Origin of the sequence: Streptomyces phaeochromogenes, assembly GCF_001418655.1 — a bacterium.
Taxonomy (GTDB): domain Bacteria; phylum Actinomycetota; class Actinomycetes; order Streptomycetales; family Streptomycetaceae; genus Streptomyces; species Streptomyces phaeochromogenes.
This window is the reverse complement of the sequence record NZ_LIQZ01000328.1, coordinates 1-21,044: the sequence shown is the minus strand read 5'-3', so window position 1 is coordinate 21,044 and position 21,044 is coordinate 1. Positions and strand designations below refer to the sequence as shown.

Here is a 21,044-nt window from a genome sequence, read left to right as displayed (position 1 = left end):
TGCTCTTCTACAACAAGGAGCTCTACAAGCAGGCGAAGCTCGACCCCGAGAAGCCGCCCACCAGCCTGAGCGAGTGGGACCAGCAGGCCCGGGCCGTGGACGCGCTGGGCAAGGGCGTCAACGGCACCTTCTTCGGCGGCAACTGCGGCGGCTGCGGCGTCTTCACCTGGTGGCCGTCCATCTGGGCCGCGGGCGACGAGGTGCTGAACAAGGACGGAACCGAGGCCGAGCTCTCTTCCGACACCGCGAAAAAGGTCTACGACACCTACCGCGGCTGGGTGGACGACGACATCGTCGCCCCCGGCGCACGCGACGAGACGGGCACGACGTGGACCGGGGTCTTCCCGAAGGGCAAGGTCGGCGTCATGCCGATGCCGTCGACGACCCTCGGGCTGATGCCCAAGGACCTCGACCTCGGTGTCGCGCCCATCCCCGGGCCCGACGGCGGCAAGTCCACCTTCGTCGGCGGCGACGCCATCGGCATCTCCGCCACCAGCAAGTCGGCCGACCAGGCCTGGAACTTCCTCGCCTGGTCCCTGGGCGACAAGGCACAGGTCGACGTCGTCGCCGCGAACAAGGACGTGGTGGCCCGTACCGATCTCGCGTCCAACAAGTACTCCGACGCGGACCCGCGTCTCGTGACGATCAACGAACTCGTGACCGACGGCCACACCCCGTACGCCCTGAAGTTCGGCCAGACCTTCAACGACCCCAACGGCCCCTGGCTGACCCTGATGCGCAACGCGGTGTTCGGCGACGGGACGAAGATCGAGAAGGACAACGAGGCGGTCACTGCCTCACTGGCCGACTGAACGGACACCGCGGCTCCGAGGGCGGCTGAGGGGCAGGGCGCAGCCCCGTCGCCCCTCAGGGGCGCGGGGAACTGCGCGACCAGCCCCCACCCGCCCGCAGATCACGGTCACGGCTCCGAGCCACGGGCCGGCCCCCCACTCCAACCACATCGCACGGCAGAGGAGAGCCATGCAGGTGAAGGCGGCCGCCAGAACGGTGCCCCCGCACCGGAGCCCGCCGGAGCGCCGGACCCGCCCCCGGCGCACTCCCGCACGCGCACGCCGGTGGACGTCCCGCAAGGCCCAGGGCCTCGCCTACGCGGCCCCGACGGCCGTGTTCGTCACGGTCTTCTTCGTACTGCCGCTGCTGCTCGTCGGACAGATGTCGCTCAGCGACTGGCCGCTGCTCACGGGAGACCGGGGCGTCAACGCGCCCGAGAACTACACCGACGCCGCCGACAGCACCCTGTTCTGGCCGGCGGTCCGCTTCACGCTTCTCTACACCGTGATCGTCACGGTCGTACTCCTCGCGCTGGCGCTCCTTCTCGCCCTGCTGGTGCAGGAGTTCCGCCCAGGCTCGGGTTTCTTCCGTACGGTCTACTTCCTGCCCAGTGCCTTGGGACTGGCCTCCGCGTCCCTGCTGTTCTGGGGCCTGTACAGCCCGACCACGGGCCCGCTCAGCAGCATCCTGGAGAGCCTCGGCCTGGTCGACGACCCGGTGTCCTTCCTGGGGACATCGACCTCCGCCCTGCTCTCCACGGTCTTCCTCATCGTCTGGAAGTTCGCGGGCTTCTACATGCTGATCCTCCTCGTGGGCCTCCAGCGCATTCCCCACGAGGTGTTCGAGGCGGCCCGGATGGACGGCGCGAGCCGCGGCCAGATCTTCCGCTCCATCACGCTGCCGCTGCTGCGCCCGTCCCTCGCCCTGTGTCTGCTGCTCTGCGTGACCGGATCGCTGCTCGCCTTCGACCAGTTCTTCATCCTCACCAAGGGCGGACCGGACAACAGCACTGTCACCGTCGTCCAGTTGATCTACCGCGAGGCCTTCCAGCGGCTCAACCTCGGTACCGCCGCCGCTCTTTCGATCATCGTGCTGGCCGTGCTGCTCCTGCTCAACGTCCTCCAGTTCCGCGGTCTGCGCCGCGCCGACGAGTCATGACAACCGCCTCATGAGCCTCATGAGAGGGGGCACCACCGTGCTCAGCCGCGCCCTCGGCCGGACGCCCTACTACGTCGTCGCCGGTGGCCTGGCCGTCATCTTCCTGTTCCCGCTGGTGTGGAACGCCTGGGCATCGGTCAGCGGACAGCCGGGCACCGCGCAGGAGTCCGGCCACGGCCTCGGCAACTACCGGACGCTCCTCGACTACGACGCGGGCCTGTGGCGCTATCTCCTCAACAGCACCGTCGTGTCGGCGCTCACCGTCGCCCTGACCCTCGGCGTGTCCCTGCTGGGCGGCTACGCCTTCGCCCGCTTCGACTTCCCGGGCAAGAACCTGCTGTTCCTGCTCACCCTGGCGATCCTCATGGTCCCGTACGCCACTCTCCTCATCCCGCTCTACGTGCTCCTCGGCAGGCTCCACCTGCAGAACTCGCTGGTCGGGCTGAGCCTCGTACTGGCCATGTTCCAACTGCCGTTCGCCACCTTCATGATGCGGATCTCGTTCGAGGCGGTCCCGCGTGAACTGGAGGAGTCGGCGCTCGTCGACGGCTGCGGCACGGCGGGCGCGCTGCGCCGCGTTCTCCTGCCGGCGGTGCGTCCGGGGCTGATCACCGTGGGGCTCTTCGCGTTCCTCGCGGCCTGGAACGACTTCATCGCACCGCTGATCCTCATCTCCGACAGCGAGAAGGCGCCGCTGCCACTGGCCGTCGCGAACCTGCGGCAGCAGAGCATGGGCGCCGTCGACTACGGCGCCACCGAGGCCGGTGTGGTGGTCCTCGCCGTGCCCTGCCTGCTCCTCTTCCTGCTGCTGCAACGGCACTACATACGCGGCTTCATGTCCGGCGCGCTCAAGGGCTGAAGTGCTGTCGAGCGCGCCCTGAAGTGCCGAACGACCGACCCGAACCGACCCGTACAGACCCGGCTTGAGCAGATCCGACCTGACCCGAACGGACAACCGGAAGGACGAACCGAAGGCATGAACTGGTGAGGGAGAACATGGCGCGGTCATCCGTCCTGCCGGTGGCGCCGACCCGGGGCAGGCTGCGGCCACTCGGTCTCGACGAGGTCAGGATCACCGGAGGTTTCTGGGCCCGACGCCGCCACGTCAACGCGACCGCCACACTCGGGCACTGCCGCGACTGGATGGAACGCGTCGGCTGGACCGGCAACTTCCGGGCCGCCGCCGAGGGCCGGATCCACCGGGACCGGCGGGGCCGCGAGTTCACCGACGCCGACGTCTACAAGCTGCTCGAAGCCATGGCATGGGAGGCCGCCGGGCAGGGCGTGGGCGCCTCCCTGGACGCCGAGGTCGCCGCGCTCACCGAGGCCATCGCACCGGCTCAGCAACCGGACGGCTACCTCAACACCGCCTTCGGCGGCCCGGGTCAGGAGCCCCGCTACAGCGACCTCGAATGGGGCCACGAGCTGTACTGCTACGGCTATCTCGTGCAGGCGGGCGTGGCCCAGACCCGCGCCCGGGGCGAGGGCGAGCTGGCGAAGATGGCCCGGCGGGCGGCCGACCACGTGTGCGCGACCTTCGGCCGGGGTGGCATCGAGCGCGTCTGCGGTCACCCGGAGATCGAGATGGCCCTGGTGGAACTGGCCCGGCTGACGGGGGAGCAGCGCTACCTCGACCAGGCCGCGCTTTTCGTCGACCGCCGCGGACACGGCACCCTCGCCGATTCCGAGTTCGGCCGCGCCTACTACCAGGACGACATGCCCGTCCTTGACGCCACCGTGCTGCGCGGACACGCTGTCCGCGCGCTCTACCTCGCGGCGGGCGCTGTCGACGTGGCCGTGGAGACCGGGGACGAAGCCCTGCTCGCCGCCGTCGTACGGCAGTGGGAGGCCACGGTCGCCCGGCGGACCTATCTGACCGGCGGCATGGGCTCGCACCACCGGGACGAGGCCTTCGGCGACGACTTCGTACTGCCGCCCGACCGCGCCTACTCGGAGACGTGCGCCGGCGTCGCCTCCGTGATGCTCAACTGGCGGCTCCTGCTCGCCACCGGCGAGCCGCGCTTCGCGGACCTGGCCGAGCGGACCCTGTTCAACGTGATCGCGACCTCCCCGTCCGACGACGGCAGGGCCTTCTTCTACGCCAACACCCTGCACCGGCGCCGCCGCGGCACCACGCCCTCCACGGACACCGACAGCCCGCGCGCCGAGTCGAGCCTGCGCGCACCCTGGTTCGCGGTGTCCTGCTGCCCCACCAACGTGGCGCGAACCCTGGCTCAACTGCCCGGGTATCTGGCCACGGCGGACGACCACGGCGTGCAACTGCACCAGTACGCCGACTCGGAGATCACCACCTCCCTCGCGGGTGGCCACGGCGTCGCGCTGCGGGTCCGTACCGACTACCCGTCCGACGGGCACGTGGTCGTACGGATCGGCAGGTCCTTGGACCGGCCCTGGACCGTGTCGCTGCGCGTCCCCGCGTGGACGACCGGCGCCACCACGTGGCTGGTCGAACCGGACGGGGCACGCCGTGTCGTCGCGCCGGGAACGGTCGAGGTCACCCGGGTCTTCCGGCCGGGTGACGAGATCCGGCTCGAACTGCCCGTGGCCCCGCGCTGGACCCGCGCCGACCCGCGCATCGACGCGATCCGCGGCACGGCGGCCGTCGAGCGCGGGCCGCTCGTGTACTGCGCCGAGTCCGTGGACCTGCCGGGCGGCCACGAAGTCGACGCGATACGAGTGGATCCGTCCGCCGAGCCGACGGAAGGACCCGAGAAGCCGGACGGGCCGGATGGCGCGGGCGGCACCGTCGTAGTCGCCGGGGAACTCGTCGCACACTCCGAAGCGCCCGACACAGCCTGGCCGTACCAGCCGCTCGACCGTCCCCTCACGGCGGATGCCGACCGTACGGGGATCGTCCTGGTGCCCTATCACTCCTGGGCCGGGCGAGGCCCTTCGACGATGCGGGTCTGGCTGCCGACCGCGGCACCGGACCGAACCCCGGGGCCGGAGAACCCCGAGGAGCGGGACCACTCCGCGGAGTCGGACAGTCACGCCACAGGGAGGTAGTCGTGCCCAGGCCACGAAGACGCCACCGGCGATGAACCCTGGCCGCCCCGCTGTGACAGAACGGCCGCCGTTCCCCGCCGTCGCCCCATACGCACCGACGATCGGAGTCCGAGCATGTCCTCCCAACCCCCCACCCGCCGCCGTCTGTTGACGCTCGCAGTTGGGACGGCCGCCGTCCCACTCGCGCACGGTGCCAGCTCGGCGCATGCCGCCACCGACGCGGCCCCGACCGCGATCGCCGCCCGGGGTACTACCGTTGCTTCGGTGCCCGCCCCGTCGACCTGGTCCGTAGTCCCCTTCGCGCTGGAGCAAGTCACCCTCGGCAACGGGGTGTTCCGGCAGAAGCGCGACCTGATGCTCGAATACGCGAGGACCTACCCGGCCGACCGCATCCTCGCCGTCTTCCGGGCCAACGCCGGACTCGACACCCGCGGGGCCCGGCCGCCCGGCGGCTGGGAGACCTCCGACGGCAACCTGCGCGGCCACTACGGAGGCCACTTCCTCACCTTCGTCGCCCAGGCGTACGCCGACACACGGGAGTCCGCCCTCAAGACCAAGCTCGACCACCTGGTCGGCGCACTCGGCGAATGCCAGAAGGCCCTGGCGCAGAGCGGCTCGCCGAGACCGAGCCACCCCGGCTTTCTGGCGGCGTATCCGGAGACGCAGTTCATCCAGCTGGAGAGCTACACGACGTACCCGACCATCTGGGCGCCGTACTACACCTGCCACAAGATCATGCGCGGTCTCCTCGACGCGCACACCCTGGCAGGCAATAGCGAGGCCCTGGAGATCGTCTCGAAGATGGGCGACTGGGTGCACAGCAGACTCGGCCGACTGCCGAAGGCCCAGTTGGAGCGCATGTGGTCGATCTACATCGCGGGCGAGTACGGCGGCATGAACGAGGTGATGACGGACCTGTACGCCCTCACCGGCCGGGCGGAACACCTGGCAGCCGCCCGCTGCTTCGACAACACCGCTCTGCTGGACGCCTGCGCCGAGGAGCGCGACATCCTCGACGGCCGGCACGCCAACCAGCACATCCCGCAATTCACCGGCTATCTGCGGCTCTTCGACCACACGAGGGAGGAGGAGTACGCCGCCGCTGCCCGCAACTTCTGGGGCATGGTCGCGGGTCCCCGGACGTACAGCCTGGGCGGCACCGGCCAGGGCGAGATGTTCCGGGCCCGGAATGCCATCGCGGCCACCCTGGACGACAGGAACGCCGAGACCTGCGCGACGTACAACATGCTGAAACTGAGCCGCCAGTTGTTCTTCCGGGAGCCGGACCCCGCCTACATGGACTACTACGAGCGGGGCCTGACCAACCACATCCTCGCCTCCCGCCGGGACACCCGCAGCACGACCAGCCCCCTCGTCACCTACTTCGTGGGAATGGGTCCGGGAGTCGTGCGCGAGTACGACAACACCGGCACCTGCTGTGGCGGCACCGGCATGGAGAACCACACCAAGTACCAGGACTCGGTGTACTTCCGCTCCGCCGACGGCAGCGCTCTGTACGTCAACCTGTATCTGGCCTCGACCTTGCGGTGGCCGGAGCGGGGCTTCGTCATCGAGCAGACGAGCGACTACCCGGCCGAGGGCGTACGCACCCTGACGTTCCGTGAGGGCAGCGGCACACTCGATCTGAAACTCCGGGTGCCGTCCTGGGCCACGGGAGGCTTCACCGTCACGGTCAACGGGGTGCGGGAGCGGGTCGCCGCCGAGCCCGGCAGCTACCTCACGCTGAGCAGAAACTGGCAGCGCGGTGACCGGGTCAGCGTCTCCGCTCCGTACCGGCTGCGCATCGAGAAGGCGCTGGACGACCCCACGGTCCAGTCGGTGTTCCACGGGCCGGTGCTGCTCGTCGCCCAGAGCCAGGAACAGGCGTTCCGAGTGTTCTCCTTCTACAAGGACTTCAGGCTCCGGGGCGACCTCGCCGACGCGATCCGCCCCGAGGGCCGGCCGATGCACTTCATCACGCACGGCCTGCCCCTGGCACCGTTCTTCGTCGGGGACGACACCCGGTACCACGCCTACTTCAGGCGTTCCGAACCCCTGGTCGTGTTCGGGGCGGCGAACTCGGGCGTACCCAACCGAACCCGCGCCGATGGTCTGACCTTCCTCGACGTGCTCTGGGCACAGGCCCCTTTCGAGACCTCCGCCCGCTTCGTCGGCGCGGTGCGCGCCCTCGCCGACACCTGGCTGTCCGACGGGCTGTTCACGCGCGCCGAACGGGACCGTGTCGTCGCGGCGGCGGTCGGGGCCAATCTGAGGAACTGACGCCGTCGGGGGCGCATCGCGCCGGTCAGGGTTTCAGGGCCACCGCGCCGAACTGGGGGACCACGGCAGGGTTGTCGGACTCGGCACGCCACTCCGCGCACGAGACGAGGCCCGGGTCGAGGGGGTCCAGCCCTTCGAAGAAGGCGGTGATCTGTGCGCGGCTGCGTGCGGTGATCGGCGGAGTGGCGTTCTCGTTCCAGAACTTCATGGCCGCGATGTTGCCCTCGCCGCCGAGGTCGGCGTCGGTGGTGGGATGGGTCAGGACCAGCCAACTGCCGGACGGAACCGCCGCCATGACCCGCCGCACGATGTCCTGTGCCCGGTCGGTGTCTAGGACGAAGTTGAGGACGCCCAGCATCATGACCGCGACGGGACGGTCGAGGTCGAGCGTCGCCCCGGCGCGCTCGATGATGGTCTCCGGGTGGTGGGCATCGGCGTCTATGTAGTCCGTGGCACCCTCGGGCGTGCTGGTCAGGAGCTTCCGGGCGTGGGCGAGCACGATGGGGTCGTTGTCGACGTAGACGATCCGCGACTCGGGGGCGATCTGCTGGGCGATCTCATGGGTGTTGTCCAGGGTGGGCAGTCCGGTTCCGATGTCCAGGAACTGCCGCGTCCCGAGGTCGGCGGCCAGATGCCTGACCGCGCGGCCCAGGAACTCACGGTCCGCGCGGGCCACGTCCCGGATCACGGGGAACATACCGGCGACCTGGGCACCCACTGCCCGGTCGACCTCGTAGTTGTCCTTCCCGCCGATCCAGTAGTTCCAGACCCGGGCGTTGTGCGCCACCCCGGTGTTCAGACTCTCAGAACCGTTGGACGGGGTCTGGGCGTCACTCATGTCTTTCCCTTCCCCGGACAACACGTCGGGCGTCCCGGGTGTGTGCGGCCGCCGCAGCGACAGTGGACCGTTGCGTCGCCCGCCATTGTGCCGGTCCTTGATCACGGAGTCCCGGGATTCGGCCCGAACGCTCGTACGTCCGTACGGCGTTGGATGTCCGCATGGCGCACGGCGTCCGGCCCGGGACCTCCGGGCGGGACGCCGCAACAGGACGGGCATGGTCCGGTCTACGGCCAGTTGACGGGGGTGCCGTCCTTGTGATCCCCGAGCCAGATGACGCGTTCCGGTTCGTCGATGAAGCCGATGTCCGCGCAGGGGCCCTCCGGTTCCTTGTCGGCCGTCTGGAAGTGGGCTGCCTTCCAGCCGTCGAGGCCGTGCCGGGCGTAGAGCTCGCCGATCACCTTCCGGAGCTCGGGGTGGGGGATGCAGGTGCGATCGGTGAAGTGTTCCCTGAGGTCGGCACGGAGGCGGGAGAGGCCGAGCTGTTCCCGCGTCGGCCCGAGGTAGGGGTCGGCACGGTGGCGTGCGCACTGGTCCTTGCCGCCGGGGTAGACCTTGATGGAACCCTGCAGAGAGCTGTCGACGCAGGCGGTGAGCGCGTCGGGCACCGGTTGGCCGAACATCCCGGGCCACTGCTGTCGGCATACGGCCACCGGATCGTCCGCCCCGGGGTCGAAGCCGACGACGGCATCCCCCTGGTCGGGTCCTACGCAGACCAGTCCAGTCGAATCCAGAGTGTGTCCCTTGCCGTCGCCGGCCACCCAGGCGTACGTTCCCGCGGTCGCGCCCGCCACGACCAGCGCCACCACCGGAGCCATGATCAGGGTGCGCCTGCGCCGCTTCCGGGTGCGTCGGCGTACTTGGGCAAGAATCCGTTCCGCGGTGGGCGAGTTGGGGTCCGTGGCCGAGTCACCGGGATCCGGATCGCTGTTACGGAGCATTCGATCGAGCACGTCATCGCTCAGCATGATCCTTCTCCTTTGACGGATCCTGGTGCGGGTTCGCGGTGGCGAGGCGTTGACGCAGCCGCTGTCTGGCCCGGTGCAGGCGCGTGTCGACGGCGCCGACGGAGATGCCCAGCACGGTCGCGATGTCGCTGCGGGACAGGTCGTCCCAGTACGCGAGGCGCAGCAGCTCCCGGTCGGCGTCCGAGGCCTGCGCGAGGGCCGCCGCGAGGCCATCGCCCGCCTCTTCCGCGCCATACGGGTCGGCCGCGGGCGGCGTATCAGGCTCCGCCCGTTCGGCCACCCGCATCAACAGCCGGGCCCAACGCCGTTGACTGCGGGCCTGGTTGGCGAGCACCCGGCGCGCGATGCCGAGCAGCCACAGCACCGCCTCCTCGTCGTCGACGGGCAGTTGCCGCCTCTTGCGCCAGGCCACCGCGTACACCTCGGCCACCGCGTCGTGCGCCGCCGCCTCACTCGCCCGGCGCAGGCAGTACGCCATCACCCGGCGGAAGGTCTGCCGGAACAACTGCTCCAGCCGTTCACTCCGCTCATCCGCGTTCATGCCCAGCAATGTCCACCACGCCCCGATGCCTTACGGCTCTCCGTCACCGACCTGATCCGACCACCGACCTGATCCGACCACCGTCCTGATCTCGACAGGTTCGCATCCGGTGTGTCCGTGCCAGGGCCCGTCCGGTCGGCGGGGAGTGGAACCGGACGGGCCCTGGTGATTCGGGGGAGTGGCTCGCTACACCGCGAGCCAGGCCGCCTCAGTTCCGGCGCGGCGCACGCGCCAGGGTGTGCCGGCCCTGGTTGTCCGTACGCGGTTTGAGGCCGTAGAAGATCCGCGGCGCCCCGTCGAGCTTCAGCGTCACCTTGCCGCCCGCAGCAGGGAGCTGCCGGACCTGCCCGACCGCGTCCACCTGCCGTACGGCCGTCGTGGCGGCGACCACGACCGGGGTCTTGGTCGGCCAGGGATCGACCCACACCTCAGGGGCGGGGAAGTGCCAGTCGGTGCGCTGCCCCGCGGTGTTCAGCAGGTAGCCGTCGGCCCGGTTCCACAGCACGACCGCGGGGCCTGCGGGTGTGTCGAACCACAGGCCGAACGTCCGCGGGTCGGTGAAGGTCAGCCGGCCCCGGAAAGTGGCCTGGTCGAGCGTGCGGGCCGCTGTCGCGTACGCCAGAAGCGACGGCTTCGGGCTGAGGTCGCGGTTCGTCAGGCCGTAGTGGTACTCGACGTTGTCCGGGTCGGCGACCTGCGGCATGCCGAGCACGCTGTCGTGGAACTGGTACCAGCACACGCACCGGACCCCCTCGGCCTTGGCCAGCGCCAGGGTGAGCAGCACGTTCTCCGCGGCATGCCGGTAGGTGTCGTGCCACCAACTGTTGGGCTTGGTCGGCGCGTAGGCCTCGGTCAGCCAGATCTCCTTCTCACCGTGCTCCGCCATCAGCGCCTTCAGCTGCCGCAGGCCACCGTAGAAGTTCCAGTAGGTGCCGTCGGCGCCGGTGCTCCAGTCGTCGCCGGGCGGTATGTAGTCCGGGGTGAAGTTGCCGCGTCCCGGGTGGTAGGCGAAGGCGTCGATCAGGTCCCAGCCGCCCGCAGCGATGAAGTTCTCCACCCACGGCTTGTCCATGCCTGCCAGGCCGTTGTTCATCAGCTTGACGGTGTCGCCGGTGGCCGCACGCCGGTCGAAGACGGGCCGTAGCGCCTTGTCGAGGTACGCCTGCGCGGCGTCGCCGGTGTTGAACGGCCTGTTCAGCTCGTTGCCGACCTCGAAGTAGCCGGCGCCGGCACCGACTGCCACCGCCAGTTTGTCCGCTGCCCAGGTGGCCGCCTCGGTGTCGGTGACATCCAGCGACGGCTGGAGTTCGATGTTGTGCCGCATACCGCGGGCGTCGAAGTCGGCGGGCGGCAGCCCGGGGCCACCGTCGTACGCGATCCGGACCAGACCGATGCCGACCTTCTGCCACAGGTCCAACACGGCGTCGGCGCTCGGTCGTTGCAGCCACGGGTAGTTGGCGATGCCGAACATGCTGTCCGCACCGGCCTGGTAGTCGTACGACGGCAGTACCGCGAGATTGGTCCGGGCGAACGCCTCGTCGTCACCCGACCGGACCACCACTTCGGCCAGTGCGATCCCACCGGCGGGTGCGGTCAGGCTGAAGGTGTGCTGCCAGGTGCCGGCCGCGCCGACGCTGCCGGTCGCGGTCGTGGAGGCCAGTAGTGCCCCGTCGAAGCCGCGAACCCACAGTTCGAGGTCGACCGATCTGGCCGCGCCGCCGTTGGCCACCAGGGCGGTGAGTTCCATCCGCTCACCGGCCGACTCGTACAGGTTGAAGTCGCGGTCGGTGGTGAGTTCGAGGCCGAGTTCACGGCCCCGGCCGATGGTGGCGGTGGCCGACGGCCGGGTCTCGGAGAAGAAGAAGTCGGCCCGGCTGGTCCAGCCGCCGGCCGGGTCGGACACGCCCGGCGCGTGCACCCAGGTCGCGTTCGTCCAGGCCTGGCGGGAGCGGTCAAGCAGGAACAGGCCGTGCAGTGCGGTTCCCCAGGTGGACGTGTGGGCGACGCCGAGGGTGTCCTCGTACGGGATGCCTCCGCCCGTGTCGCGGACCCATTCGGTGATGGCGATGTAGTCGTCGGGCGCGGTCGGTGCCTGGATCGCCCGGCTGAACAGGAAGCCGTCCGGGACCAGGGTGGCCGCCCCGGTGATGTGCCACTCCAGCACGGCATGCGAGGTGCCGACACTGAACCAGCCGGTGACGCCGGTCGAGCCGGCGGCGGCGTCGAAGGCGTAGTCCATCCGGATCGCCGGCGTCCCGTCCGGGAGCGCGCTCAGGGTCGGGGTGCCGCCGGTGGACACGTGGATGCCGGTGCCGCTGTCCTTGACCTGGAACTTCGACCCGGCCGACCGGGTGACGCCACCCGCGTCCCGGATGGCGAGCCTGCCGCCCGGACTGGCCAGCAGGCTGATGCCACCGGCGGTCAGGGTGACGTCGCCGGCCGCGGCGTACGCCGAGGTCGGGGCCGACTCGGCGACGAGTACGACACCGGCCGCGAGGGCCGCTGCGAGGAAGCTCCGGCGATTGAGGGTGGGTCTGGAGAAGGCTTCGGGGGTCATCGTCCGCTCCTGTCCAGCGCTCGGAAGCGCACCGGATTGATAATGCGTATCTTCAACTCCGTGAACGACACGTTTCCAGGCCGATACTTTGGTGTCAACGGGTTCTTGCCCGGACGAGCCTCCCTGTAATACGGTCATCACCGGCAAGTGAAGATAGGCATTATCAGATGGAGGATCGATGTCGCCGAGACCTCGCCGCGTCACCCAACGCGAGATCGCCGAGCTGGCGGGCGTCAGTCAGACCACCGTGTCGGTGGTGCTGAACGACCGCGACGGCTCGAACGTGCGGGTCCCCGAGGCCACCAGGGCGCGGGTCAAGGCGGCCATCGAGCAACTCACCTACGTCGCCGACCCCGCGGCCCGCCGGCTCGCCGGTCTGGACAACCAGATCATCGGCGTCTTCACCTACGAGGCGGCGTTGTCCCCCGAGAGCATGGACTTCTACGGTCCGCTGCTGAACGGGATCGAGCGGGCCGCCGAGCAGATCGGCTGGGACCTGCTGTTCTTCACCTCCTCGCCGGTCGAGAACGGCACGCGGAGCCTCTTCCACCGCAAGACGCGGCTGCGGCTGACCGACGGCTGCGTCCTGCTCGGTCAGCAGATGGTCGCCTCCGAGCTGGAACGGCTGGTGGCCGAGCAGTTCCCGTTCGTCGCGATCGGCCGCCGGGACGAGACCGCCGCCGCGGTGCCGTACGTGGCCATCGACTACGTCACCCCGACCACCGCACTGATCGACCAGGCCGCGGCCGACGGGCACCAGCAGGCGCTGTACGTCCACCGGGGCCGCGACACGCCGACCGCCCGGGACCGGCGCGGCGCCGTCGAGGCCGCCTCGGCGGACGGCAGGCTGGCTTTCCTGCTGGTCGGTGAGGAGCGGATCGCCGACCTGCCCCGGTTGACCCGGGCGACCGGGGCCACCTTGATCATCGCGGAGGACGCGTTCCTGGCCGAGGACGTCGCGCACGCGCTGTCCGGCGCCGGAGTCGCCGTACCGGACGAGACCTCGCTCGCCGCCCTCGGCGAGGTGCGCGGCCATCGCGTCGAGGGCCGCGCACTGGCCGGATTCCACGTCCCCAGACAGCAGTTGGCGGCCGAGGCACTCGATCTCCTGCAGCTCCTGATCACCACGGACCCGCAGGAGTGGGCCGGTCTGGACACGGAGCGGCTGCTGGTCGCCGAGGTCGAGCCGGGCGACACGATCGTCGCGCGGACGGACGCATCGTCATGACCGACCGGATCACGGCCGAGGTGGCGATCATCGGCGGTGGACTCGGCTCCGTCGCCGCGGCGCTGGCGTTGCTGCAACGTGGCCGCCGCGTGGTGATGACCGAGGAGTACGCCTGGCTCGGCGGGCAGCTCACCTCACAGGCCGTGCCGCCCGACGAGCACATCTGGGTGGAACAGTTCGGCGTCACCGCGCGCTACCGCGCGTTGCGGGAGGACATCCGTCGCTACTACCGCGACCACTACCCGCTGACAGCATCCGCTCGCGCCGACCGGGAACTCAACCCCGGCCGCGGCCGGGTGAGCAGGCTGTGCCACGAACCGAGGGTCGCGAACGCGGTGATCACCGCCCTGCTCGCGCCGTACCGGTCCACCGGGCGGCTCACCGTCCTGCAACCCGCGGTGCCCGTCGCCGCCGAGGTGAGCGACGCGACCGTCCGTACCGTCACCGTCGCGGACCCGAGGACCGGAGCCGAGACCGTGATCACCGCCGAGTACGTCCTCGACGGGACCGAGACCGGCGACCTGCTGCCACTGACCGGAACCGAGTACGTCGTCGGGGCCGAGGGGCGGTCCGACACCGGTGAACCGAGCGCTCCCGAGGCCGCCGATCCGGGCAACGTGCAGTCGATCGCATGGTGCTTCGTCTTCGACCACGTCACCGGCGACCACACCATCGCCCGGCCGGACGACTACGACTACTGGCGCTCGTTCGAACTGCCCTACTGGGGCGCGCCGATGCTGTCCTTCGTCGCGCCGAACCCACGGACCCTCGTGCCGGAGGAGCGAACCATGAACGTCAACCCGGGCGGCGACGCCACCGGGGACCCCCGGTTCGACGCAGGCGACCAGGACCTGTGGCAGTTCCGGCGGATCGCCGCCCGGCAGAACTTCGCCGACGGCTTCTACGACAGCGACATCGTGCTGGCCAACTGGCCGCAACTGGACTACGTCAGCGGCTCGATCATCGACACCGACGATCGGCAGCACCACCTGAACGCCGCGAAGGCACAGTCCCGCGCCTATGTGTACTGGCTGCAGACCGAGGCGCCCCGCCCGGACGGCGGCCGTGGCTGGCCCGGACTGCGGCTGCGCGGCGACCTGGTCGGCACGGCCGACGGGTTCGCACAGGCCCCGTACATCCGTGAATCCCGGCGGATCAAGGCACTCACCACCGTGCGCGAGCAGGACATCTCCGTCAAAGCCCGAGGGGACGCCGGACCGGCCCGGTTCGACGGCTCGGTCGGGGTGGGGATGTACCGGATCGATCTGCATCCCTCCACCGGCGGCGACAACTACATCGACGTCGAGTGCGCGCCCTTCGAGATACCACTCGGCGCGCTGGTCCCCGTGGCCACCCAGAACCTGGTGCCGGCCGCCAAGAACATCGGTACCACCCACATCACCAACGGCGCCTACCGGCTGCATCCGGTCGAGTGGAACGTCGGTGAATCGGCCGGTGAACTCGTCGCGTACTGCCTCGATCTCGGCCTGAGCCCGCGGCAGGTCGCCACCGACGAGCACCTCGTCGACCGACTCCAGGGCAGGTTGACCGCGGCCGGGATCGAACTCCACTGGCCGCACATAGCCGGCTACTAGCCAACCCGAGGCGCAGCGCGCGCCGAGAGCACGAAGGAACCACTCCTATGAACAGAGCAAGAAAGCTGTTCGGCGCGGTCGCGCTGACGACGGCACTGGCGCTGACGGCCGCCTGCGGCGCGTCCAGCGACGACGGGTCCGGGGCGACGAACGCCAAGAACGTCAAGCTGCGGATGACCGTCTGGACCTCGAACCAGGACCAGCTCGAACTTTTCGACACGATCGCCGCCGCGTACCGCGCCAAGCACCCCGAGGTCTCCTCGATCACGTTCGAGAGCCTGCCGTTCGAGGACTACAACACCACCCTGACGACCCAGATCGCCGGCGGCAACGCCCCGGACATGGCCTGGATGGGTGACCTGTCGAGGGACCTGATCGCCTCCGACGCGCTGGTCGGCCTCACCGACAAGCTGAAGGCGACCGACGGCTGGCAGTACGACGACCTGGAGGCCAGCGCCACCAAGGAGTTCAGCCGGGACGGCACGCTGTACGCCTACCCGTTCTCGACCTCGCCCTTCGCGCTGTACGTGAACACCGACCTGCTGGCGAAGGCCAAGCAGAAGATCGACCCCAAGACCCTGACCTGGGACCAGGTCGCCGCCGCCGGCGCGGCCGTCCACTCGACCACCGGAAAGGCCGGCTTCGTCGTCCGGGACTTCGACTACAAGGCGTGGAACACGCTGGCCACCGTATGGACCGGTTTCGGCGCCGCCGCCTGGAGCCCGGACGGCAAGAAGTGCACCTTCACCAGTCCCGAGATGGAGCAGGCCTTCACCTTCCTGCACGACGCCGCGTTCAAGACCGAGGCCATGCCCGGGCCCGGCACGACGGCCGACTTCTTCGCCGGTGACGCCGCCTTCACCGTGGCCCAGGTCTCCCGATCGTCGCTGCTCACCGACAAGTTCAAGTACGCGCTGTACCCCCTGCCCGCGGGCCCGGCCGGCCGGCAGGCCGTCATCGGCCAAGCCGGGGTTGGCGTCCTCGCCACCAGCAAGCACCGGGACCAGGCCACGGACTTCCTCGCCTACCTGACGAATCCGGCGAACTCGGAGAAGCTGGCGCAGTTCTTCCCGCCGCCGCGCAAGTCGCTGCTCACCGGTGCCAAGCTCGCCGCCGACAACAAGGTGCTGACTGCCGCGCAGCTGCAGGAGGCCGTGGTCGACCAGCTGCCGAACGCCGTCACCCTGCCCAACCACACCAGTCCCGCGGAGATCGCCCAGAAGGGCAAGACCGCGCTGGACGCGATGTGGAAGGCCGACGCCGACATCCCCGCCGTACTGAAGTCGGTCTGCTCCGCGATCGAACCGATCCTGGCCAAGTAACCATGGCCGCCCTCACGAAGACCCCCACGACGGCACCGGACGCCTCCCGGGCACCGACAGGAGCCCGGAGCGCCTCCAGACCGCCGTTCTGGACGAACCGGCGCAGGGACGTGCTCGCCGGCTACCTGTTCATCGCTCCGCAACTCGTCGGGGTCGTGCTGTTCGTGCTGATCCCGGTCGGACTGGCGATCTGGTACAGCCTGAGCGACTGGAACGTCTTCACCGGCAAGCAGACCTTCGTCGGAACCGACAACTACGCCGCCCTGGCCAACGATCCGCAACTGCCCTCGGTGCTGTGGGCGACCGCCGTCTTCTGCGTCGGGGTCGTGATCCTGAACATCGGCCTGGGCCTGTTGCTCGCCGTACTCCTGAACCGGCGGTTCCGCGGAGCGACGTTCTTCCGCACCCTGTTCTTCTCCCCGGTCGTCGTCTCCGTGGTGGCGTGGACCCTGGTCTGGGGCTTTCTGCTCCAGGACAACGGCGGTGTCAACGGTGTCCTCGACGCGATCGGCATCACCGGGCCGAACTGGCTGCAGCGCGGCGACACCGCGATGGTGTCGGTGATCATCACGCAGGTGATCCGCAGCGTCGGCGTCAACATGGTGCTCTTCCTGGCGGCCCTCCAGGGCGTGCCGTCGAACCTGTACGAAGCCGCGCGGATCGACGGCGCGGGGAGCAGAGTGATCTTCACCCGGATCACCCTGCCGCTCATCTCACCCACGGTGCTGCTGACCTCGATCATCACCATCGTCGGGGCACTGCAGTCGTTCGCGCAGATCGCCGTACTCACCAGTGGCGGCCCGGAGTTGAGCACCACGGTGCTCGTGTACTACGTCTTCCAGCAGGCCTTCGAGTTCAACGACATCGGCTACGGCTCGACGCTGGCCCTGATGCTGCTGTCCTTCGTCATGCTGCTGACCCTGCTGCAATGGCAGCTGCGCCGGAAATGGGTGTTCCATGAGCAGTAAGTCGAAATCCGTCCTCCGGCGAGTGCTCCTGGTGACGGCGCTCGGCGTCCTGGCCATCCCGTTCGTGGTGCCGACCATCTGGATGGTGGCGGCCTCGGTGAAGCCGCTGCCCGAGATCTTCAAGTCCCCGCCGTCACTGTGGACTTCCGACCCCACGCTGTCCGCGTACAGCGAGGCGTTCAGCTTCCAGCCCTTCGCCCGGCAGTACGTGAACAGCGTGTACATCGCCGTCCTGGTCACCCTGATCACCCTGCTGGTCTCCAGCCTCGCCGGGTACGCCTTCGCACGGATCCGCTTCCCCGGCGCGAACGCCCTCTTCCTGGTGGTGCTGGTCGGCCTCCTGGTGCCCAGCGAGGTGACGATCGTGCCCTTGTTCCAGATGTTCAAGCGGGCCGGGATGATCAACACGCACTGGCCGCTGATCCTGGTCACCGCGCTGGCCGGCCCCTGCGTCCTGGCCACCTTCATCATGCGGCAGTTCTTCATCGCCCTGCCGGCCGAGCTGGAGGAGGCGGGCCGGTTGGACGGCCTCGGCCGCCCTGCGCTCTGGTGGCGGATCTTCCTGCCGCTGGCCAAGCCGGCGTTGTCCGCGGTCGCGATCCTGACGTTCCTCACCTCGTGGAACCTCTACCTCGAACCCACCGTCTACCTCACCTCGCCGGAGCTGTTCACGCTGCCGCAGGCACTCACCCGGTTCACCGACGCCTACGGGGGCGACATGTGGAACACCCAACTGGCAGCCGCCACCATGACCGTCCTGCCGGTCCTGATCGTCTTCGTCGTCGCCCAGCGCCACTTCGTCGAGGGCTTGGCCCACTCGGGCCTCAAGTGAGGCCCGCATGACGATCACCACGAGTGCGCCGCCCACGCGCAGTACCCCCGTCGCCCTCGCTCTGGGCTTCCTCACGGGCGGTGTGATCGGGGCGTCGCCGGCCGCCTTCGTCGTCGGCTGTGTCATCGAGAGCGTGCCGTTGTGTGTCGCGGGTGTGGGACTGCCCGTGGTCTACGGTCTGCTCTTCCTCCTCGCCGGTGCGCCGAGGCGTGCCCGGGAGGCGGCGGTCGTACCGCGCATCGCGCTTGCGGTGGTCGAGAGTCGGGAGGCCGTCGGGGGTGAGGCGACGAGCGACGTGGCGGTGCGGTTCGACCTGACGGTCGCGCCGGACGACGTACCGGCGTACCGCGTCGCGTTCACGCAGAACATCAACCTCACGGACCTGCCCGACTACCGGCAGGGCGTCGTCGTGGTGGTCCAGTACCCGCCGGACCGGCCGTGGCGGGTGCGGATCGTGAAACGGCCGACCCCGGAATGGGAGGACCGGGCGGCCGACGCCCGCCTCGACTCGGCGCCGGGGCCGGTCCTGGTGAGCGAGTCCCCCGAGGGCTGTGGCGTCGGCTTCGTCACGCTGCTCGGCCTGCTGCTCGCCGCGGCCGGTGTGGTCCTGCTGTTCCGCGCCGACCTGTTCGACGGGGACGCCTCCGACAAGCCGCCGCCCTCCTCCTCTTCCCCTTCCCCGTCGTCTTCGTCTTCGTCTTCGTCTTCGTCGAGCACGGTGGTGTCGTCGGCCTACGGCACGGTCGCCCTCGGCCCGAACCAGTCGTTCCTCACCAATGGTGAGCTGCGCAGGGCGGTCGGTCTGCTCACCAAGGGCACGGACTCGCGCGCGGCGCTCACCGTCGTCGTAAAGGATCGGCTGCTCTCGATCGTGTACGCGCCCACCGGCTCGACGGCCACGACGTTCGACCCGGATTCCCCGCCGTACGACCGTTTCCCCGCCCTGGTCGAAGAGGCGAGGAGTGGTCTGGGTGTCGGTTCCCCGCAGACCTGGCAGCTCACCGTCGAACGCCTCACGGGCTCGCTCACCGTCCGGGTCGGTGTCACCGGCCCCGACGGGGCCGCCTCGCTGGAGGCGAACGGGCAGGGCAAGGTGGTGCGGCGCACCCCGGTGCACTGACGGACACGGCGTCGGCCGCAGCTCGCCGACGTAGAAGTAGAGGAAGACACATGGGCCTTGAGGAATATCTGGCGTTGTGGTGCGGGGCGTTCGGCACTGTTGCGCTGGTCGGGTACGGCCGGTCGCTGGCCGGGCTGACCCCGGCCCAGCGGGCGGTCCGGGTCATGGGACGGATCGAGCGGGTGCGCGAGCCCAGGCACGGAAGCTCGCAGCGCGACGGGATACCCGTGGTCGTCTCCTTCCAGGACCCGTCCACCGGGCAGGAGTTCACCGTGACGAACGACGCCGACCACGGGGAGAGGATCACGGCTGCCTGGACGGGCCGGGAGGTCGGCGTCCGCTATCCGCGCGGAAGACCGCACGCCTACCAGTTCGTCGGTGACCTCTGGGCAGGCCGACGTGGGCTCGGGTGGCCGAACTTCGCGGTCTTCCTGATCTACGCCGGTCTGGTGGTCTTCGCCGCGATCGACTGGGGCTGGCCGTGGGCCCTGATCGGCTTCGGCGGGCCCTGGACCGTCTCCGGCATGTTCTACCTGCCCCAGAACGCACGCGTGGTGAACCGCCGTATCGACGCGCTGACCTCCCAACCCCCTGTACCGGGCCGCGTCATCGCCGTGCTCACGGACACCAGCACCGACGCCGACGGAGACACGATGACCAGCAGCACGCCGGTCATCACCTTCACCACCCACGAGGGCACGTCCGTCATCGCCTACTGTCCCGACGGACGGCCCGACCCGGTGAAGTCCCACGGCCGGGACGTCACGATCCACTACAGCCCCGACGACCCCGCCGTCTTCACACCGGACCTCGCGGCAGAATCCCGCTCCCGCTCACTCGACACGGCCTTCAGCGTCGTTGCGCTGCTCCTCGGAGTGGCGGCGGTCGTCGTCGGAGTGGTGCTGCTGTGAGGCCCGGCGGGTGGTCCGACATGGAACCCGCGGTCTTCGAACACGGCGATGTGTACATGCGGGTCGACCACGGAATCTTCGAGCTGTTCCGGCGCAATGTAGTCATCGGCTCGTACCGGGCCCCGCTGAACTGGATCAAGGTGCGCGCCGATGCCCGCAGGGGTGGCACGACCCGGCTCCACTTCGGCCACATCGCCCAGCTCGACGAACCGATCTACGCACCCAAGACCGACCCGGGGCGCCTGCTCGTCACCATCGAGATCCCGACCACCGACGAGCCCCTCTACCGTGCCTACTTCGCCAGGCTCGCCCAACTGTCCGACCGCCCGATCGGGCCGTAGCTCCAAACCCGCACCCGGCCTGGGCGCCATTCGCCCAGGCCGACGACCTGCCTCCGCCCTCGCTCCCGGCCCGGTTCAGGACTGGTACGGCTGCTGCTGCGGCTGCCCGTACGGNNGCAGAAGGTGCACTGCGTCTGGTACTTCGTCGAGAACGGGAACAGCGGCACGAAGAACAACGTGAACTTCGTGACCCGCTTCCTGAGCGTGTGCGCGGAGGGGTTGCCGCAGTGCCCGCACACCAGCGTCAGTATCGCGAGCTGGTACAGATATCCCTTGGTACCAAAGATGATCATGCTGTCGTTTCCTCCCGGGTCAACGCCCGCCGACCCACCGTCGACGAGCAGCGAGGCGCGCTCACGAAGGACAGTCTCGTGCACGTCGATCTGTTCGGCGGAGGGCGTCCACATTCTCGCTGAGCGGAAGGTGCCGCCTGCTGCGAGGTGCTCACCTTCTTCGCCGACTGGAACCTGATCTTCGGACCGTGCGTCGTACAGGGCACCTCGTGCTCATGGATGTGGCGCGGGGACGGGGCCGGGGCAGATGGGTGGGACGTGGGGGAGCAGGCG

General features: G+C 69.5%; 18 protein-coding genes. 13 read left to right on the top strand and 5 right to left on the bottom strand.

Translation table 11 applies throughout. From position 1 onward, the window contains the following. The 5 genes from AOK17_RS35955 to AOK17_RS35935 form a co-directional block, all read left to right on the top strand. A partial coding sequence (locus AOK17_RS35955; RefSeq protein WP_157881466.1) for an extracellular solute-binding protein occupies positions 1-812 on the top strand: 812 nt, incomplete at its 5' end. 169 nt (positions 813-981) lie between these two features. Next, positions 982-1,950: a carbohydrate ABC transporter permease gene (locus AOK17_RS35950; protein ID WP_055616795.1), complete on the top strand. Its 969-nt coding sequence runs from the start codon at positions 982-984 to the stop codon at positions 1,948-1,950. 37 nt (positions 1,951-1,987) lie between these two features. Then, positions 1,988-2,809, top strand: coding sequence for an ABC transporter permease subunit (locus AOK17_RS35945; protein ID WP_055616798.1), 822 nt, complete (start codon positions 1,988-1,990; stop codon positions 2,807-2,809). A 137-nt stretch (positions 2,810-2,946) separates the two neighbouring features. Next, positions 2,947-4,977, top strand: coding sequence for a glycoside hydrolase family 127 protein (locus tag AOK17_RS35940; RefSeq protein WP_079053467.1), 2,031 nt, complete (start codon positions 2,947-2,949; stop codon positions 4,975-4,977). A gap of 114 nt (positions 4,978-5,091) precedes the next feature. Then, positions 5,092-7,257, top strand: a complete 2,166-nt coding sequence (locus AOK17_RS35935; RefSeq protein ID WP_107102583.1) for a beta-L-arabinofuranosidase domain-containing protein — start codon at positions 5,092-5,094, stop codon at positions 7,255-7,257. A 25-nt stretch (positions 7,258-7,282) separates the two neighbouring features. On the opposite strand, the gene AOK17_RS35930 is transcribed toward AOK17_RS35935, so the two are convergent. The 4 genes from AOK17_RS35930 to AOK17_RS35915 all read right to left on the bottom strand — a co-directional run bounded on the left by AOK17_RS35930 (position 7,283) and on the right by AOK17_RS35915 (position 12,161). Next, positions 7,283-8,095, bottom strand: coding sequence for an SAM-dependent methyltransferase (locus tag AOK17_RS35930; protein WP_055616794.1), 813 nt, complete (start codon positions 8,093-8,095; stop codon positions 7,283-7,285). Positions 8,096-8,322: 227 nt separating this feature from the next. Continuing rightward, positions 8,323-9,063, bottom strand: coding sequence for a hypothetical protein (locus AOK17_RS35925; protein ID WP_055616793.1), 741 nt, complete (start codon positions 9,061-9,063; stop codon positions 8,323-8,325). Further along, on the bottom strand, positions 9,050-9,604 hold the full coding sequence (locus tag AOK17_RS35920; RefSeq protein WP_055616792.1) for an RNA polymerase sigma factor: 555 nt from the start codon (positions 9,602-9,604) through the stop codon (positions 9,050-9,052). The genes AOK17_RS35925 and AOK17_RS35920 overlap by 14 nt, the downstream gene beginning before the upstream one ends. Positions 9,605-9,812: 208 nt before the next feature. Beyond that, on the bottom strand, positions 9,813-12,161 hold the full coding sequence (locus AOK17_RS35915; RefSeq protein WP_055616791.1) for a hypothetical protein: 2,349 nt from the start codon (positions 12,159-12,161) through the stop codon (positions 9,813-9,815). A 178-nt stretch (positions 12,162-12,339) separates the two neighbouring features. Here AOK17_RS35915 and AOK17_RS35910 point away from each other — a divergent pair, with 178 nt between their 5' ends. Genes AOK17_RS35910 through AOK17_RS35875 form a run of 8 tightly spaced genes read left to right on the top strand, consistent with a single transcriptional unit; the run spans position 12,340 to position 20,478 of the window. Further along, on the top strand, positions 12,340-13,389 hold the full coding sequence (locus AOK17_RS35910; protein ID WP_055616790.1) for a LacI family DNA-binding transcriptional regulator: 1,050 nt from the start codon (positions 12,340-12,342) through the stop codon (positions 13,387-13,389). Beyond that, positions 13,386-14,984: an FAD-dependent oxidoreductase gene (locus AOK17_RS35905; RefSeq protein ID WP_206190892.1), complete on the top strand. Its 1,599-nt coding sequence runs from the start codon at positions 13,386-13,388 to the stop codon at positions 14,982-14,984. The genes AOK17_RS35910 and AOK17_RS35905 overlap by 4 nt, the downstream gene beginning before the upstream one ends. Before the next feature lie 47 nt (positions 14,985-15,031). Beyond that, complete coding sequence (locus tag AOK17_RS35900) at positions 15,032-16,306, top strand: ABC transporter substrate-binding protein (RefSeq protein WP_055616789.1); 1,275 nt, start codon at positions 15,032-15,034, stop codon at positions 16,304-16,306. Positions 16,307-16,308: 2 nt separating this feature from the next. Continuing rightward, positions 16,309-17,274, top strand: a complete 966-nt coding sequence (locus tag AOK17_RS35895; RefSeq protein WP_055616788.1) for a carbohydrate ABC transporter permease — start codon at positions 16,309-16,311, stop codon at positions 17,272-17,274. After that, the gene (locus AOK17_RS35890; protein WP_055616787.1) at positions 17,264-18,106 is read left to right on the top strand and encodes a carbohydrate ABC transporter permease; all 843 of its coding nucleotides are present in this window, start codon (positions 17,264-17,266) and stop codon (positions 18,104-18,106) included. The genes AOK17_RS35895 and AOK17_RS35890 overlap by 11 nt, the downstream gene beginning before the upstream one ends. 7 nt (positions 18,107-18,113) lie before the next feature. Then, a complete protein-coding gene (locus AOK17_RS35885; RefSeq protein WP_055616786.1) occupies positions 18,114-19,226 on the top strand; it encodes a hypothetical protein in 1,113 nt (370 codons plus the stop codon). Positions 19,227-19,276: 50 nt separating this feature from the next. After that, positions 19,277-20,137: a DUF3592 domain-containing protein gene (locus AOK17_RS35880; protein WP_055616785.1), complete on the top strand. Its 861-nt coding sequence runs from the start codon at positions 19,277-19,279 to the stop codon at positions 20,135-20,137. 20 nt (positions 20,138-20,157) lie between these two features. Continuing rightward, positions 20,158-20,478 (top strand): hypothetical protein, encoded by a 321-nt coding sequence (locus AOK17_RS35875; RefSeq protein WP_055616784.1) that lies wholly within the window; start codon positions 20,158-20,160, stop codon positions 20,476-20,478. A 116-nt stretch (positions 20,479-20,594) separates the two neighbouring features. Here AOK17_RS35875 and AOK17_RS47810 read toward each other — a convergent pair. After that, on the bottom strand, positions 20,595-20,771 hold a 177-nt coding region (locus AOK17_RS47810), incomplete at its 3' end, for a zinc ribbon domain-containing protein (RefSeq protein WP_157881467.1). Between the last annotated feature and the right edge of the window lie 273 nt (positions 20,772-21,044).

What these genes read in the sequence shown, in the direction of transcription:
- AOK17_RS35930 (WP_055616794.1), bottom strand. Translation starts at nt 8,095, where the DNA reads ATGAGTGACGCCCAGACCCCGTCCAACGGTTCTGAGAGTCTGAACACC.
- AOK17_RS35950 (WP_055616795.1), top strand. Translation starts at nt 982, where the DNA reads ATGCAGGTGAAGGCGGCCGCCAGAACGGTGCCCCCGCACCGGAGCCCG.
- AOK17_RS35905 (WP_206190892.1), top strand. Translation starts at nt 13,386, where the DNA reads ATGACCGACCGGATCACGGCCGAGGTGGCGATCATCGGCGGTGGACTC.
- AOK17_RS35915 (WP_055616791.1), bottom strand. Translation starts at nt 12,161, where the DNA reads ATGACCCCCGAAGCCTTCTCCAGACCCACCCTCAATCGCCGGAGCTTC.
- AOK17_RS35940 (WP_079053467.1), top strand. Translation starts at nt 2,947, where the DNA reads ATGGCGCGGTCATCCGTCCTGCCGGTGGCGCCGACCCGGGGCAGGCTG.
- AOK17_RS35895 (WP_055616788.1), top strand. Translation starts at nt 16,309, where the DNA reads ATGGCCGCCCTCACGAAGACCCCCACGACGGCACCGGACGCCTCCCGG.
- AOK17_RS35880 (WP_055616785.1), top strand. Translation starts at nt 19,277, where the DNA reads ATGGGCCTTGAGGAATATCTGGCGTTGTGGTGCGGGGCGTTCGGCACT.
- AOK17_RS35935 (WP_107102583.1), top strand. Translation starts at nt 5,092, where the DNA reads ATGTCCTCCCAACCCCCCACCCGCCGCCGTCTGTTGACGCTCGCAGTT.
- AOK17_RS35890 (WP_055616787.1), top strand. Translation starts at nt 17,264, where the DNA reads ATGAGCAGTAAGTCGAAATCCGTCCTCCGGCGAGTGCTCCTGGTGACG.
- AOK17_RS35910 (WP_055616790.1), top strand. Translation starts at nt 12,340, where the DNA reads ATGTCGCCGAGACCTCGCCGCGTCACCCAACGCGAGATCGCCGAGCTG.
- AOK17_RS35925 (WP_055616793.1), bottom strand. Translation starts at nt 9,063, where the DNA reads ATGCTGAGCGATGACGTGCTCGATCGAATGCTCCGTAACAGCGATCCG.
- AOK17_RS35885 (WP_055616786.1), top strand. Translation starts at nt 18,114, where the DNA reads ATGACGATCACCACGAGTGCGCCGCCCACGCGCAGTACCCCCGTCGCC.
- AOK17_RS35875 (WP_055616784.1), top strand. Translation starts at nt 20,158, where the DNA reads ATGGAACCCGCGGTCTTCGAACACGGCGATGTGTACATGCGGGTCGAC.
- AOK17_RS35920 (WP_055616792.1), bottom strand. Translation starts at nt 9,604, where the DNA reads ATGAACGCGGATGAGCGGAGTGAACGGCTGGAGCAGTTGTTCCGGCAG.
- AOK17_RS35900 (WP_055616789.1), top strand. Translation starts at nt 15,032, where the DNA reads ATGAACAGAGCAAGAAAGCTGTTCGGCGCGGTCGCGCTGACGACGGCA.